The sequence below is a fragment of the Sciscionella sediminilitoris genome (assembly GCF_000737195.2).
GTDB lineage: Bacteria > Actinomycetota > Actinomycetes > Mycobacteriales > Pseudonocardiaceae > Sciscionella > Sciscionella sediminilitoris.
Genome location: NZ_JALM01000037.1, coordinates 1 through 14,947 on the forward strand (window position 1 = coordinate 1; position 14,947 = coordinate 14,947).

A 14,947-nucleotide genomic window follows, 5' to 3' on the forward strand; every position below is an offset into this window, starting at 1 on the left:
CAATAGATCCCGATTCCGCACCACTTGACTCCCGGGAATCGGATTTCCAATCGACCCAGGGTGACCACTCGGCACCCTGGGTCGTTTGTGTGGGGTGGAATTGTCACACTGGTATTGCGGAATCGGGATCTATTGTCGGTAGAGTCGAACGGCGCTGGAGTTTTCCGGCGCCGTCCATGCTGTCGATTCGAAGGGTTCTGACGTGCCCGTTGCCGTCTCCGGAAGTATCGCGACCGACCATTTGATGCGGTTTCCAGGGAAGTTTTCGGAGCAGCTTCTCGCCGATCAGTTGCACAAGATTTCGCTGAGCTTCCTGGTCGACGATCTGGAAATCCACCGAGGTGGGATCGGAGCGAATATCGCCTACGCGATGGGGCTACTGGGCAGTGACCCGGTGCTCGTCGGCGCGGTCGGCGAGGATTTCGCGGAGTACCGCCAGTGGCTCGAGCGTCACGGGGTGAACTGTGCCGGGATCTACACCTCGCAGGCCAAACACACCGCACGGTTCGTGTCGACGACCGATGAGGAGATGAACCAGATCTCCTCGTTCTACGCCGGTGCGATGGCCGAGACCGGTCAGATCGACCTCGCCGCGATCGCGCAGAACATCGGCGGGCTCGACCTGGTGCTGATCTCGCCGAGTGATCCGGACGCGATGCTCAACCAGGCCAAGGTGTGCCGGGACCGGGGCTTCCCGTTCGCGGCGGATCCCTCCCAGCAGCTGGCCCGTTTCGACGGGCAGCAGGTGATCTCCTTCGTCGAGGGCGCCAAATACCTGTTCACCAACGACTACGAGTGGGAACTGCTGCTGAACAAGACCGGCTGGTCGGAGCAGCAGGTGCTGGAGCACGTCGAGTACCGGGTGACCACGCTCGGCCCGGACGGGGTGCGCGTGGTCGGCAAGGACGGCACCGACTTCACGGTGACCGCCGTCCCGGAGCGGAAGAAGGAGAACCCGACCGGTGTCGGGGACGCCTTCCGTGCCGGTTTCCTGCGCGGGGTCTACGCGGGGCTGAGCCTCGAACGGTCCGCGCAGCTCGGCTCGCTCGTCGCGGTGCACGTGCTCGAGACGGTCGGCCCGCAGGAGTGGAGCCTGGACCGCGCCGACGCGCTGGAGCGGGTCAAGGGCGCCTTCGGTGCCGAGGCGGCGGACGAGCTCGGCCGGATCCTGCCCGCCTGATCACCGGACGGTATTCAGCCCCCGCACGGCGCACCGTGCGGGGGCTGAACGCTGTTCCGGGTCGGCTCAGAGCTGCACCGGGTACTGCGGCTCGGGGATCTCGGGATGGATGCGGTCCTCGATGAAGATGCCGTGCCAGAGCATGAACACCAGCAGCGCCCACAGCCGCCGCGAGTGATCCAGACCGCCCGCGCGGTGCTCCTCGAGCAGGCGCAGGATCGCGGGCTTGTCCAGCAGCGCGTCCGTCCCCGATTCGGTGATGATCCCGCGTGCCCAGTCGTACATCTCGTCGCGCAGCCACAGCCGGATCGGCACCGGGAAGCCGAGCTTGCGCCGGTTGAGCACGTGCGGGGGAACGACCTCGGCGAGCGCGCGGCGCAGCGCGTGCTTCGTGGTCTCCTTGGTGATCTTCTCCTCGAGCGGGATACGCGATGCGACCCGGAACACCTCGTTGTCCAGGAACGGCACCCGCAGCTCGAGTGAGTTCGCCATGGTCACCTTGTCCGCCTTGACCAGAATGTCGCCGCGCAGCCAGGTGAACAGGTCGATGTGCTGCATGCGCGCGACCGGGTCCCAGCCCGCCGAGGTGCCGTAGTGCGCGGCGGTCACATCCGTGTGCCCGACGCCCTCGCGGTAGTCGCGCAGCACCGCGCGCAGCTGGTCGTCGCGGAACAGGCGGGCATTGCCGTAGTAGCGCTGCTCGAGGGGGAGCGCGCCACGACGGAGCAGGTCCTTGCCACGCATCCCGTCCGGCAGCTTCGCCGAGGCGAACCCGAGCAGGCGGCGGATCGCGCCGGGCACCTTCTCGAACGGGGCGAGGGAGAGCGGCTCGCGGTAGATCGTGTACCCGCCGAACAGCTCGTCCGAGCCCTCCCCGGAGAGCACCACCTTCACGTGCTGGCGCGCCTCGCGGGCGATGAACCACAGCGGAACGAGCGCGGGGTCGGCGACCGGATCGTCCAGGTACCACACGATCAGGGGAACCGCGTCCATCATCTCCTGCGCGGAGACGGTGCGCACCACGTGCTTGACCCCGATCGCGGCCGCCGATTCCGCGGCCACATCCACCTCGGAGTAGCCCTCGGTCTCGAATCCGGTGGTGAAGGTGATCAGGTTCGGGTTGTGCTCCTTGGCCAGCGCGGCGATCGCGGTGGAGTCGATGCCGCCGGACAGGAAGGAGCCGACCGTGACATCCGCGCGCATGTGCTTGGCCACCGAATCGCGCATGACATCGGTGATCTCCCGGTAGAGCCGCTGCGACGCGGACAGCGAGCCGGTCGGGACGGGGGAGAAGCGCGGCTCGAAGTAGCGCGTGGTGCTGAACTCCCCTTCCGGGGTGACCGTGAAGGAGGTGCCGGACTCGATCCGGCGCACCGTGCCGTGCAGGGTCTCCGGTTCCGGGACGTACTGCAGGGTCAGGTAGTGCTGCAGCGCGGTGCGGTCGAGCGCGAGCTCGATCCCGAGCACCCCGGCCAGTTCGAGCAGCGACTTCTTCTCGCTGGAGAACCCGATCCCGCCGGGCCCCTGCGCGTAGAACAGCGGCTTGATACCGAACGGATCGCGCGCACCGAAGGTGATTCCGGTCTCGGTGTCGGTCAGCACGAAGGCGAACATCCCGCGCAGCTTGGCCACCGCGGCCGCGCCGAGGTAGTGGTACGCGGCCACGATCGCCTCGCCGTCGCCGGAGGTGTTGAACCGGGCGCCGTGCTCGGTGGTCAGCTGTTCGCGCAGCTCGAGGTAGTTGTAAATCTCACCGTTGAAATTCAGCGTGTACCGCTCGGGGCTCTCCTTCGGGCCCCACACCAACGGCTGATGCGAGTGCTCGAGGTCGATGATCGAGAGCCGGTTGAATCCGAAGACCGTGTTCGCGCAGGTCAGCGTGCCCGTCTCGTCGGGGCCGCGGTGCCGCTGGCAGTGCATCGCCGCCGCCACGTCCCCCCGCGCGCGCTCGACGTCGGTTTCCTTGCCGCACACCAGTCCAAGCAGGCCACACACGTGTTCGGTACACCTTTCGAAGGATCGCCGGGCTGTCCTTGGCAGCCAGTATGGCCGCCGCGCCGAAGTGATCACCCCGCGACCCCGTGCGGGCACTGGCTGGGCTACGCTCCGCTTGCCGCAACGATAAGGCGTTGCGCGGGTTTTACAGGTGTAGGGAGGCGGCACGAAGTGAGCCGAAACCGAGGCACGCGGGCGGGAAGGGCGACCAAGCTCGCCGTCGCCATGGGTGTTGTCGCGCTCGCGGCAACCGGGTGCTCGGGCCAGGAAGTGCTGCGGTTCGGTTGGCCGAAAGGTGTGACCCCGCAGTCGGACTCCATGGTCACGTTGTGGACGTGGTCGGTCATCGCCGCGCTGATCGTCGGCGTGATCGTGTGGGCGCTGATGCTCTGGCCGGTCATCGCGCACCGGCGCAAGGGGGACACGATCCCGCGCCAGTTCCAGTACAACCATTCGCTCGAGGCGTTCTACATCATCGTGCCGCTGATCATGGTGGCCGTGCTGTTCTACTTCACCGTGGATGTGCAGAACAAGGTGGAGAAGAAGGTCCCGAACCCGGATGTGAAGGTCAACGTCATCGGGTTCCAGTGGAACTGGCAGTTCGAGTACCCGGACTACAAGACCCCGGACGGGCGCACGGTGACCACGACGGGCACCTCGCAGGAGATCCCGCTGCTGGTGCTGCCCTCGAACAAGATCGTGGACTACGAACTGCGCTCGAACGACGTGATCCACTCGTTCTTCGTTCCGCAGTTCCACTTCAAGCGGGACGTCTTCCCGCAGCCGGAGAAGAACAACCAGGACCACTCGTTCCAGAACAGCATCGACCGGCCGGGCTCCTTCGTCGGGCGCTGTGCCGAGCTGTGCGGCACGTACCACTCGATGATGAACTTCGAGGTGCGCGCGCTGCCGGACAACGAGTTCAAGCAGTACATGGACCTGCGCACGAAGACCAATCCGGCGACGAACAAGCCGTACACCGCGGCCGAGGCGCTCACCGCGATGAACTGCGGCGAGCTGTGTGTCCCGCACGCGGTCACGACGAAGCCGTTCGACACCGACAGGACGGCGCGCCAGGAGTCCGGCTAGCGACCGGGTACGGCGTACGTTGGCAGTAGCGATCCCAGGCTTGTGTTTGCAGTGTTAGTGAGGACAGCGCAGTGAAAATCGAGGGCAGGATATTCCACTTCGTGGCCGGGTTCTGCTTCATCATGACCGTCGTGTACGGCGTGTGCACCGGCCTGTGGGCGACCGACGGAATCGAACCGGTCGGTCTGGTCGCGCTGCTGCTCACCGGCGGGCTGTGCCTCATCGCGGGCACCTACCTGAGCTTCGTGGCGCGACGGATCACCAAACGTCCCGAGGACAACGACGACGCCGAGGTCTCCGACGGCGCCGGTGAGCTCGGCTTCTTCTCCCCGGGCAGCTACTGGCCGGTGACCCTGGCCTTCGCCGCCGCGATGGGCGGGCTGGCCATGGCGCTGTGGTACACGTGGACGATCGTGCTCGCCGGTGTTCTGCTGCTGATCTCCGTCGGCGGCTTCGTCTTCGAGTACTACCTGCGCCCGAACAAGGAGTGAGCGGGAGACAGTCGTAATCGGAACGGGGCGCCACGGTGATCGTGGCGCCCCGTTCCGCTGTCCGGTTCCTTTTTCAGTCGGCCAGCCGCTTGGTCAGGCTCGCCCACTGTTCCAGCAGCCGGTGCGCCGCGCCGGAGTCGACGGCCTCGGCGGCGGTGGCCATCCGGGACTCGATCAGTTCCTCGAGTTCGCCGTCCAGCGGGTCCGTGTGCACCGCGATCGCTCCCGCGGCGTTGAGCAGCACGGCATCGCGCACCGGTCCCTTCCTGCCGTCCAGGAGCTCGCGCACGACCCGGGCGTTGTGGTTCGCGTCCCCGCCGTGCAGCGCCGACACGTCGACCCGCGGCACGCCGATGCGGACCGGATCGAAACCGACCGTCCGGATGCCTCCATCCGCCACGATCCGCACCGTGGAGGTCGCCGTGGTGGTCAGCTCGTCCAGCCCGTCGTCCCCGCGCACCACGAGCGCCCTGGTGCCACGCGTGGCGAACACCTCGGCCATGACCGGGGCGAACCGCTCGTTCGCGCAGCCGAACAGGCCCGCCCCCGGCTGGGCCGGGTTGGTCAGCGGGCCGAGCACGTTGAACGCGGTGGGCACGCCGAGCTCCCGCCGCGGGCCGATGGCGTGCCGCAGCGCGGGATGGAAGGCGGGCGCGAAGCAGAAACCGATCCCCACCTCGGCCACGCAGCGGCGCACCGCGTCTGCGGGCAGCTCGATGACCACGCCGAGGGCCTCGAGCACGTCGGCGGTGCCCGATTTGGAGCTCGCCGCCCGGCCGCCGTGCTTGACCACGGGACTCCCGGCAGCGGCGGCGACGAGGGCGGCCATCGTGGAAATGTTCACCGTCCCCGCTTGGTCGCCCCCGGTGCCCACGATGTCCAGGCAGGTGCGGTCGGTCCGGAACCGTTTCGCGTGCTCCAGCATCGCCGAGGCCATCCCGCCGATCTCGGCCGCGGTCTCACCCTTGGCCCGCAGCGCGATGGCGAACCCGGCGATCTGAGCGGCCGTCGCGCTCCCGGTCATCACCTGATCCATCGCCCACTCGGTGTCCTCGCCCGCCAGATCCTCACCGGCGACGAGCGCACCGAGCAGTCCGGACCAGGTGTTCACGAATCCTCCTTCAGCCGATGCGGCACTCAGCCGGATGTGGCCGGTGCCCGGTCGCCGCGCAGCACCTCCGCGACCGTCTCCGCCGCGGTGAGCGGGTCGAACGGCTGCACGAGCACCGCGTCCGCCCGGGACCAGGTGGCCAGCCAGCGGTCGTCGGCGCGGCGCACCGCCACCACGATCGGCGGACACTCGGTCAGCTCATTCTTCAGCTGCCGGCACACGCCCATCCCGCCGGTCGGCTGCGCCTCCCCGTCGAGGATCGCGAGATCGATCCGGCCGTTGTCCGCGTAGTAGATGACGTCGGCCACCGTATCGGCTTCCAGGTAGGTCACCTTCCCCACATCCGGGGCAGGTCGTCGCCCGATCGCGGTGATGATCGTCTCGCGTACCTGCGCCCGATGGCTGAACACAAGGATGGTCCGGGTCGCGCCCAAGGCTCCTCCAGAGGCCGAATCGTGTTGCTCGTCACGTTCACTCTAGCCGTTAGCCCAGGTGCGAGCCCATCCTCGCCTCGTGGGGTCCCCGTGAAGGTGATCTTGAACGGTTCCCGACACACGGGTGGACCCGCTGCTGGGTACGGGTGAGCGTGGGGCCATAATGCGTGCGTGACAACGGCATCACCCAACATCGCGCAGCGGGTGCACTCGCTGAACAGGCCGAACATGGTCAGTGTCGGCACGATCGTGTGGCTCTCCAGTGAGCTGATGTTCTTCGCAGGCATGTTCGCCATCTTCTTCACGGTGAAGGCGCAGAACGTCGGACCATGGCCACCGCCGCCGACCGAACTCGACGTGCCGCTGTCCTCGGTGTGGACGATCATCCTCGTCGCGTCCTCGTTCACCTGTCAGCTCGGCGTGTTCTGCGCGGAGCGTGGCGACGTGATCGGGCTGCGGCGCTGGTACACGATCACCCTGATCATGGGTTTGATCTTCCTCGGCGGGCAGGCCAACGAGTACTACACGCTCGTCACCGAACACGCGACGACGATCTCCTCCTCCGCGTGGGGGACCGCGTTCTTCATGTCGACCGGGTTCCACGGTCTGCACGTCGCGGGCGGGCTCGTCGCCTTCGTGTTCCTGCTGGCGCGCACCAAGATGAGCAAGTTCACGCCGGCGCAGGCCACCTCGGCGATCGTCGTGTCGTACTACTGGCACTTCGTCGACATCGTCTGGATCGGGCTGTTCGCCTGCGTGGAGTTGTTGCCATAGCCTCCTGACCGAGACGTTCTTCGACCACCCGAACCTGACTCCCCGAGGAAGCTCGCGAGATGACCACCAACTCCAGCCGCACCGCGCAGGCGCAGGAGCCTACGGTTGCCAAACGTGCGGCCAAGCGTTCAAAGTTCCGCCGGAAAGTGGCGGGTTTGCTGGCGCTCGCCGTGGCACTGATCGCCGTTGGCGCGCTGTACTCCGCTCTCTCCCCGAACGCGCAGACCGCGCACGCCGCCGGTGATCCCGCGACCGTGCGCAAGGGCGAGGAGATCTACAACAAGACCTGTATTTCCTGCCACGGTGGCAACCTCGACGGCGTCAAGGACAAGGGGCCGACGCTGATCGGGGTCGGTTCCGCCGCGGTGTACTTCCAGACCTCCAGCGGCCGGATGCCGATGATGCGTCAGGAAGCGCAGGCCACGCGCAAGCCGGCGGCGCTCAAGCCGGACGAGATCGACGCGCTGATGGCCTACATCGAGACCAAGGGTGGCGGTCCGGAGAAGCCGAAGACCTCCGACGCGGCGCTGCGCGGCGGTGACCCGTCCCGCGGTGGTGAGCTGTTCCGGCTCAACTGCGCCTCCTGCCACAACTTCACCGGCAGGGGAGGGGCACTGTCCTCCGGGAAGTTCGCGCCCGAGCTGGAGAACGTCTCGGAATCGCAGATCTACACCGCGATGCAGTCGGGTCCGCAGAACATGCCGAAGTTCTCCGATCGGCAGCTGACCCCGACGGAGAAGAAAGACATCATCGGATACATCAAGTCGGTCTCGGACGGGAACAACAACCCCGGCGGCGCGGCGCTCGGTGGGTTCGGTCCGGTGTCCGAAGGGTTGATCGCCTGGATCGTAGGGATCGGCGCGCTCGTCGGCGTGACCCTGTGGATCGGAGCTAAGGCATGAGTGGGAACGAAGAAGAACCCAAGGTTCCTTCCGAAGAAGAACTGGCCGAGATGAGCCGGGACGAGCTCGTCGAGCTCGGCGCCAAGCTCGACGGGGTCGAGCTGGTCGACTACAACGACCCGTGGCCGGTCAAGGGCACTCGCGCGGAGAAGCGTTCCGAGCGGCTCGTGGCCATGTGGTTCGGGATCGGCGCGCTCGCCGCCGCGCTGTTCTTCGTCGTGTTCCTCTGGTGGCCGTGGCAGTACGCCGAGCCGGGGCACCAGTTCCTGTACAGCCTTTACACCCCGCTCGTCGGCCTGACGCTGGGCATCGCGGTGCTCTCGCTCGGCATCGGCGCGCTCGTCTACACCAAGCGGTTCATCCCGCACGAGCTCGCCGTGCAGCAGCGGCACGACGGCCGCTCCGGGGAGGTGGACCGGCAGACGGTCCTCGCCGAACTCGCGGACGCGGGCAACCGGAGCACGATCGCGCGCCGCTCGCTGGTCAAGACCGCGGGCGGTACCGCGGTGGGCATCCTCGGCATCGGTGCGCTGATCCTGCCGCTCGGCGGGCTCATCAAGAACCCGTGGGCGAAGTCGCACACCGATCCGAAGGACACGCTGCGCTGGACCGGATGGCGCGAGGACAGCAAGGCCAAGACCGTGTTCCTGCGCAAGGACAACGGCAAGCCCGACCAGATCGAGCTGGTCCGCCCCGGCGACATGGACGCGGGCGGCATGCAGACGGTGTACCCGCTGCACGTGCCGAACGAGCTCAAGCAGAAGGTGCTCGAGGCGCAGAACGATCCCGAGAAGCTGCGCGCGGTGCTGATGCGCGAGGACACCACCGATCACCGGGTGCGCGAGGAGGCGGAGAAGCTCTGGGAGGAGAACAAGGAGCAGCTGCACCGCGTCGACACCCCGGTCATGCTGATCCGGCTGCGCAGTTCGGACGCGCGGAAGGTGATCAAGCGCAAGGGCCAGGAGAACTTCAACTACGGCGACTTCTACGCGTACACCAAGATCTGCAGCCACCTCGGCTGTCCGACCTCGCTGTACGAGCAGCAGACGAACCGCATTCTCTGCCCGTGCCACCAGTCGCAGTTCAACGCGCTGGAGTACGCGAAACCGATCTTCGGCCCAGCGGCCCGCGCGCTGGCGCAATTGCCCATCGACGTCGACCCGGAGACCGGTTACCTGTACGCGAAGGGTGACTTCATCGAGCCGGTCGGCCCGGCATACTGGGAGCGGAGGCCATGAGCTCACTGACCACCCCGACGAAGACAGCTGGGGTCGCGCTGAAGCAGGCGGGCAAGGCCGCCGATGAGCTGGACAGCAGGCTGACCCTGGCCAAGGGGATGCGCCGCCAGCTGAACAAGGTCTTCCCGACGCACTGGTCGTTCATGCTCGGCGAAGTGGCGCTGTACTCCTTCATCATCCTGCTGCTCTCCGGCACCTACCTGGCGCTGTTCTTCGACCCCTCGATGCAGGAGGTCACCTACAACGGCTCGTTCACGGGCCTGCGTGGCGTGGACATGTCGCGGGCCTACGAGTCCACCCTGAACATCAGCTTCGATGTGCGCGGCGGGCTGTTCGTGCGGCAGCTGCACCACTGGGCGGCACTGCTGTTCGTGGCCTCGATGGTGGCGCACCTGTGCCGGATCTTCTTCACCGGCGCGTTCCGCCGCCCGCGTGAAACGAACTGGTTCGTGGGCGCGCTGCTGCTGGTCATCGGCATGTTCGAGGGCTTCACCGGGTACTCCCTGCCGGACGACCTGCTCTCCGGCATCGGTGTCCGCGCCGCGGTCTCCGGCGGCATCCTGAGTGTGCCGCTGATCGGCACCTGGCTGCACTGGCTGATCTTCGGCGGTGAGTTCCCCGGCCAGGACTTCATCCCGCGCTTCTACACGATCCACATCCTGGTCTTCCCGGGCATCCTGCTCGGCCTGATCGCGGTCCACCTGGCGCTGGTCTGGTACCAGAAGCACACCCAGTTCCCCGGGGTGCGCCGCAAGGAGAACAACGTGGTCGGCGTGCGCATCATGCCGGTGTTCGCGGCCAAGGGCGGTTCGTTCTTCGCGGTCGTGCTCGGCGTGCTCGCCATCATGAGCGGGATCTTCCAGATCAACCCGGTCTGGAACATCGGCCCGTACTCGACCGGCAAGGTGTCCGCTGGTTCGCAGCCCGACTGGTACATGGCCTGGTTCGACGGCCTGCTGCGCATCTGGCCGGACTGGGAGATCTATCTCGGGAACTACACGATTCCCGCGGTGTTCCCCGGACTGGTCGTGATCGGCCTCGTGATCGGGCTGACGGTCATGTATCCGGTCATCGAACGCAAGCTGTCCAAGGACAACGCGCACCACAACCTGTTGCAGCGGCCGAGGGACGCGCCGGTACGGACCGCACTCGGGGCATTGGCCATCACCTTCTACGCGGTGATGTTCATTTCCTGCGCGAACGACATCATCGCGTTCAAGTTCGACATCTCGCTGAACGCGATGACCTGGGGCGGGCGCATCCTGCTGCTGATCGGTCCGCCGATCGCCTACTGGGTGACCTATCGGATCTGCCTCGGCCTGCAGCGCTCCGACCGGGCGGTGCTCGAGCACGGGATCGAGACCGGGATCATCAAGCGGCTGCCGCACGGCGAGTTCATCGAGGTGCACCAGCCGCTCGGCGGAACCGATGAGCACGGGCACGCGATCCCGCTCGAATACCAGGGCGCCTCGGTTCCCAAGAAGATGAACGAGCTGGGTTACACCGGTAAGGGCATCTCCGGGATCTGGCGGGCCGCGGACCTGCCGGAGGAGACGGCCGCGCTCGAGCGGGCCCGTGCCGAACAGCATGAGCACACCGAGAACGGCCACTCCGGGAACGGGCAGTCCGAGTCCGAGTCGGAACAACTCTCCGGCCGGTCCACCGAATAGCCGGAGAGCGCCAACCGAAAAGAAGACCGAATCGGCCTCGGGTCGGGTGTCAGACGCCCGATTCGAGGCCGATTTCGAAACTGGACTCCGCATCGGAGTTCGAGTACGAGCGGAACGCGATGTGCGTGTCGGTGTCCAGCACCCCGTGCACCTTGCTGATCCTGCCCGGCACGAGCGCGGCCAGCTGCTCGTGTTCGGCGACCTTGACGATCGCGATCAGGTCGACCGCGCCCGCGCACGAGTACACCTCGTAGACCCCGTCGATATCGGCGATCGCTTGCGCCGCTTCCGGAAGCACATCGGCCTCGGTGTTGATGAGCACGAACGCGGTGATCACTGTTCTCCTCCTCGCTTCGGGCGATGCCCGGTCTGGATTCCTGCTGTCCCGGATCGCCCCTGCTGATCCGCATCGCAGCCTAGCGGCTCGGTGCCGCGCAGCAGCACGTCGACGAGCACGTCGAAATCCGGTGCGGGGCTCGGCTGATAGTGCTCGTTCTGTTCCGCGGCGACCCAGCCGATGATGGCCGAGCTGTACACGTGCCAGTACTGCTCGGCACGGTCCTCGGGCACCCCGCCGAGCCGGAAGGCCTCGACCACGGCGGCCTGCACCTCGGGCGGGCCGGTGTGCCGGTGCGGGCCATTGAGCAGCCGCACCGCGAATCCCGGAATCTCGCGCAGCCCTTCGCGCATCCGGTAGGCGTATTCCACCAGCCAGTCGCGCCAGTCCGCCGGGGTCGGCAGGGTGTCGGCACGCAGCCTGCGGCTGTGCTCCGCGGCGACCAGGTCGAGCAGCTGCTCCCGGTCGCGCACCCAGCGATACAGCGCCGAGGGAGCCACATCCAGTTCGGCGGCGACGGCCTGCATCGTGAGCTGGTCCGGGTGTTTCGGAATGGCGACCGCGAGGATCCGCTCCATGCTCAACCGCGCCGGGCGTCCGCGTTTCGTCACCACGTCAGCACTGTAGTCGCCTGGTGCTCGAGCTATTAGTGAAAGGTCATCACTAAATATGTTAGGTTAGGTTCACCTAATTCAGGATGGAGGGAAACTGGGTGGACCGGAACGAGAAACGCGTGGTCACGCTGGCCTGTCTGATCGCCTTCGTGGTGATCCTCGATGCGACCATCGTCGCGGTCGCGTTGCCGCGGATCCGCGTGGAACTGGGGTTCGGTGCGACCGGAATCGCCTGGGTGGTGAACGCCTACACGCTGGTGTTCGCCGGATTTCAGCTGTTCGGCGGGCGCTGTGTGGATGTGTTCGGGGTGCGCCGGATGCTCGGCTGGGGGCTGGGCCTGTTCGCGCTGGGCAGCGTGGCGGCCGGGCTGGCTCCGAGCGCCTGGCTGCTGCTGGCCGCCCGCGCGGTGCAGGGGCTCGGTGGCGCGCTGCTGATCCCCGCCTCGGTCGCGGCGATCACGCGGGCGCTCCCGGACGGCCCGCGCAGGGCCTCGGCACTGGCCATGTGGAGCATGATCGGCGCGCTCGGCAGTGCCTCGGGAACCGTGCTCGGCGGGGTACTCACCGAGGTGGCGGGCTGGCGACTGGTGTTCCTGATCAACGTGCCGTTCGTGCTGCTCGCCGCGCTGCTCACACCCGCGGCCGCGGGACGCGCGCCGGGCGGCAGGCGGCCGGGACTCGACCTGCCCGCGGCGGTGCTGGTGACCGCCGGGCTGAGCCTGGTGGTGGACGCGATCATCGCCGCCGACTGGCTGCCCGGCGTCCTCGGCGTGCTCGCGCTGGTGGCGTTCCTGGGCTACGAATGGCGCCTGGCACGCGAGCCGATGCTGCCGCTCGGGCTGCTGCGGGTGCGTACCGTGGCCGGGGCGAACCTGACGATGTTCGCGATCGGGCTCGGTTTCTTCGCCACCCCGGTGCTGCTCTCGCTCTACCTGCAGGGCGTGCTGGGCTATCCACCGCTGCAGGCCGGGCTGGCCTTCGTGCCCTCCGCGGTGGCCACGGTGCTCGGTGGCCGGATCGCGGGCAAGGCGACCTCCCGGTTCGGGGCCCGGCCCACCGCGGTCACCGGGCTCGCCGTCGCCGTGCTCGGCTTCGCCACGCTCGCCCTGTTCGCCACCGCGTCCACGTCCTATGCGCTCGGGATCGCGCTGCCGGTGGTGCTGCTCGGTTTCGGGATCGGCCTCTGTTTCACCCCGCTGACCGTGGTGGCCACCCGCGGGGTCGGCGCGGACCGCGGCGGGATCGCGGCCGGGCTGCTCAACACGACACGGCAGTGCAGCGGGGCGGCCGGGATCGCCATCCTGACCGCGGCCAGCACCGGGCCCGGTTTTCCGAGCGCGTTCGCGCTCACCGCCTGCGCCGCCCTGGCCGCGGTGCTGCTCGCGGCGACCCTGTTGCCACGGGAGCAACGGATCAGTGCGCGGCCCGTGCCTTCGTGACGAACCCGCGCCAGCTGCCCGCCGCCCCGGACGGCGAACACCAGGGACGGCTGGTGCGCACCAGCCGCACCCCGTCGGATTCGAGCCAGCCGAGCAGCGCCAGTGCCTCTTCCCGGGGCGCTCCGTGCAGCGGATCCTCCCCGGCGAGCACGGTCTCCGCGGAGACGAGCAGGGCCTCGACGACCGGCATCGGGGCGACCCCGCGCGGTGCGGTGCCCGCGTTGGCCAGCCTGCCGTGCCGGATCACCGCGAACTCCCAGCCACCGGAACCGTCCGGGGCCGCGGCCACCAGTTCCTCGATGGCGGTGAGCGCGACCAGCCGCTGGGCACTGTCCAGCGCCGCGAGCACCGAGGCGAGCCGATCCCTGCGGGTGGCCGCCTCCTCGAACCGCCGCGCTTCGGCGAGCTCACCGAGCCGCGCGGCGAGCGGATCGAGTGCGCTGCTGTCCGCCCCGCGCAGCACCGCGCGGCAGGCGAGATGGTGCTCCCGGTAGCGCTCGGTCGATTCGTGCCCCGCACAGGGCGCGGCGCAACGGCCGAGCTCGAAGGCGGCGCACGGGGAGCCGTGCGCGCCGCGGGCCGGGATACGGGTGGTGCAGGTGCGCAGTCCGGTCGCCTCGGCCAGTACCGCGGCCGCCGTCTCGGCCTTGGCGCGCGAGGGGAACGGGCCGAAGGCGTCCGCGCGTGGCCTGCGCACCACCGACAGCCGGGGGAAGGCCTCCTCGGTGAAGGTCAGCCACCACGCGCCGTGCTGGTTGCGGGAACGGCGGTTGTAGGCGGGTTTGTGCGCGGTGATCAGGCGCAGCTCCCGGACCCGTGCCTCGAGCGGATGCGCGCACTCCACCCAGTCCACCCGCTTGGCGAGCGCGACCATTTCCCGCAGCCGGGCCCGTGTCTCACTCGCGGTGAAGTACTGCCGGACCCGGTTGCGCAGATCCCGCGCGGTGCCGACGTAGAGCACCTCATCGCCGGGACCGCGGAACAGGTAGACCCCGGGAGCGTGCGGCAGATCCCTGGCCAGGGTCCGTTTCCGCCGCTGCTTCTCGGTCACCTTCGGCAGATAGCCGAGCAACTCCTCGAGCGACTGCACACCGAGGTTGCCGACCCGTTCGAGCAGGCCGTGCAGCACGTCGACGGTGGCCCGGGCATCGGAGAGGGCACGGTGATTCGGTTCGGTCGCCGCCCCGAACAGGCGGGCGAGCGCGGACAGTTTGCAGCTCGGTGCCTCGGCGGGGGACAACACCCGGCGGGCCAGCCGCACCGTGCACAGGCTCGCCGGTTTCGGCCACGGGTACTCCTGGGCCGCGCAGGCGGCACGCAGGAAACCGAGGTCGAACTGGGCGTTGTGCGCCACGAGCACGCTGCCCTCGGCGAACTCGAGGAAAGCGGGCAGCACCACGTCGATGCGCGGCGCCCGGCAGACCATCGCGTCGGTGATCCCGGTGAGCGCGACCACCTGTGGCGGAATCCCACGTCCTGGATCGACCAGGGTGGCGAATTCCCCGAGCACCTCGCCGCCGCGCACCTTGACCGCGCCGATCTCGGTGATCGCGTCCGTGCCCGCCGCGCCACCCGTCGTTTCCAGGTCGAACACGCAGAATGTGGTCTCCCGTAGCGGCGTGCCCAACTCGTCAAAACTCAGTTGCCCCATCGCCGCAGCACCCTAGACACGG

The 14,947-nt window shown here is 68.1% G+C and carries 14 protein-coding genes; 8 read left to right on the forward strand and 6 right to left on the reverse strand.

Going from position 1 to position 14,947, the window contains the following annotated elements; translation table 11 throughout:
- Positions 1-244 precede the first annotated feature (244 nt).
- Positions 245-1,180 carry a carbohydrate kinase family protein gene (locus AD72_RS17860; protein WP_051898743.1) on the forward strand — a complete coding sequence of 312 codons (936 nt, stop codon included), beginning with the start codon at positions 245-247 and terminating at the stop codon, positions 1,178-1,180.
- Positions 1,181-1,246: 66 nt separating this feature from the next.
- Here the strand turns inward: AD72_RS17860 and asnB are convergent, their stop codons facing one another.
- The gene (asnB, locus tag AD72_RS17865; RefSeq protein ID WP_031467668.1) at positions 1,247-3,175 is read right to left on the reverse strand and encodes an asparagine synthase (glutamine-hydrolyzing); all 1,929 of its coding nucleotides are present in this window, start codon (positions 3,173-3,175) and stop codon (positions 1,247-1,249) included.
- Between the two features lie 171 nt (positions 3,176-3,346).
- Between asnB and ctaC the strand changes: the two genes are divergently transcribed.
- Positions 3,347-4,264, forward strand: coding sequence for an aa3-type cytochrome oxidase subunit II (gene ctaC, locus AD72_RS17870; protein WP_425480774.1), 918 nt, complete (start codon positions 3,347-3,349; stop codon positions 4,262-4,264).
- A 71-nt stretch (positions 4,265-4,335) separates the two neighbouring features.
- Positions 4,336-4,755, forward strand: coding sequence for a cytochrome c oxidase subunit 4 (locus AD72_RS17875; protein WP_031467670.1), 420 nt, complete (start codon positions 4,336-4,338; stop codon positions 4,753-4,755).
- Between the two features lie 73 nt (positions 4,756-4,828).
- On the opposite strand, the gene trpD is transcribed toward AD72_RS17875, so the two are convergent.
- Together trpD and AD72_RS17885 are read right to left on the reverse strand one after the other, a co-directional pair.
- Entirely contained in the window at positions 4,829-5,866 is a 1,038-nt protein-coding gene (trpD, locus tag AD72_RS17880) for an anthranilate phosphoribosyltransferase (RefSeq protein WP_031467671.1), read from the reverse strand.
- Positions 5,867-5,892: 26 nt separating this feature from the next.
- Positions 5,893-6,300 carry a response regulator transcription factor gene (locus tag AD72_RS17885; RefSeq protein WP_020495247.1) on the reverse strand — a complete coding sequence of 136 codons (408 nt, stop codon included), beginning with the start codon at positions 6,298-6,300 and terminating at the stop codon, positions 5,893-5,895.
- Between the two features lie 171 nt (positions 6,301-6,471).
- Here AD72_RS17885 and ctaE point away from each other — a divergent pair, with 171 nt between their 5' ends.
- From ctaE to qcrB, 4 genes are read left to right on the forward strand one after another with little or no spacing between them, the layout of a single operon-like run.
- Entirely contained in the window at positions 6,472-7,074 is a 603-nt protein-coding gene (gene ctaE / locus AD72_RS17890) for an aa3-type cytochrome oxidase subunit III (RefSeq protein WP_484592863.1), read from the forward strand.
- Positions 7,075-7,133: 59 nt separating this feature from the next.
- Complete coding sequence (qcrC, locus tag AD72_RS17895; protein WP_031467673.1) at positions 7,134-7,976, forward strand: cytochrome bc1 complex diheme cytochrome c subunit; 843 nt, start codon at positions 7,134-7,136, stop codon at positions 7,974-7,976.
- Positions 7,973-9,214 carry a cytochrome bc1 complex Rieske iron-sulfur subunit gene (gene qcrA / locus AD72_RS17900; RefSeq protein WP_031467674.1) on the forward strand — a complete coding sequence of 414 codons (1,242 nt, stop codon included), beginning with the start codon at positions 7,973-7,975 and terminating at the stop codon, positions 9,212-9,214. Before qcrC ends, qcrA begins: the two co-directional genes overlap by 4 nt.
- Positions 9,211-10,884, forward strand: a complete 1,674-nt coding sequence (qcrB, locus tag AD72_RS17905; protein ID WP_031467675.1) for a cytochrome bc1 complex cytochrome b subunit — start codon at positions 9,211-9,213, stop codon at positions 10,882-10,884. Before qcrA ends, qcrB begins: the two co-directional genes overlap by 4 nt.
- A gap of 49 nt (positions 10,885-10,933) precedes the next feature.
- Here qcrB and AD72_RS17910 read toward each other — a convergent pair whose 3' ends face one another.
- Both AD72_RS17910 and AD72_RS17915 read right to left on the reverse strand, forming a co-directional pair.
- Complete coding sequence (locus AD72_RS17910) at positions 10,934-11,221, reverse strand: Lrp/AsnC family transcriptional regulator (RefSeq protein WP_031467676.1); 288 nt, start codon at positions 11,219-11,221, stop codon at positions 10,934-10,936.
- Positions 11,218-11,835, reverse strand: coding sequence for a TetR/AcrR family transcriptional regulator (locus AD72_RS17915; RefSeq protein ID WP_156365247.1), 618 nt, complete (start codon positions 11,833-11,835; stop codon positions 11,218-11,220). The genes AD72_RS17910 and AD72_RS17915 overlap by 4 nt, the downstream gene beginning before the upstream one ends.
- A gap of 98 nt (positions 11,836-11,933) precedes the next feature.
- Between AD72_RS17915 and AD72_RS17920 the strand changes: the two genes are divergently transcribed.
- Positions 11,934-13,274: an MFS transporter gene (locus AD72_RS17920; RefSeq protein ID WP_197285005.1), complete on the forward strand. Its 1,341-nt coding sequence runs from the start codon at positions 11,934-11,936 to the stop codon at positions 13,272-13,274.
- Here the strand turns inward: AD72_RS17920 and AD72_RS17925 are convergent.
- Positions 13,249-14,925: a DEDD exonuclease domain-containing protein gene (locus tag AD72_RS17925; RefSeq protein ID WP_031467679.1), complete on the reverse strand. Its 1,677-nt coding sequence runs from the start codon at positions 14,923-14,925 to the stop codon at positions 13,249-13,251. The two genes, AD72_RS17920 and AD72_RS17925, sit on opposite strands and share 26 nt — an antisense overlap.
- Positions 14,926-14,947 lie beyond the last annotated feature (22 nt).

Excerpts from the sequence above, each read along its gene's own strand:
- AD72_RS17860 (WP_051898743.1), top strand. The coding sequence starts at position 245 with ATGCGGTTTCCAGGGAAGTTTTCGGAGCAGCTTCTCGCCGATCAGTTG.
- qcrC (WP_031467673.1), top strand. The coding sequence starts at position 7,134 with ATGACCACCAACTCCAGCCGCACCGCGCAGGCGCAGGAGCCTACGGTT.
- qcrA (WP_031467674.1), top strand. The coding sequence starts at position 7,973 with ATGAGTGGGAACGAAGAAGAACCCAAGGTTCCTTCCGAAGAAGAACTG.
- qcrB (WP_031467675.1), top strand. The coding sequence starts at position 9,211 with ATGAGCTCACTGACCACCCCGACGAAGACAGCTGGGGTCGCGCTGAAG.
- AD72_RS17925 (WP_031467679.1), bottom strand. The coding sequence starts at position 14,925 with ATGGGGCAACTGAGTTTTGACGAGTTGGGCACGCCGCTACGGGAGACC.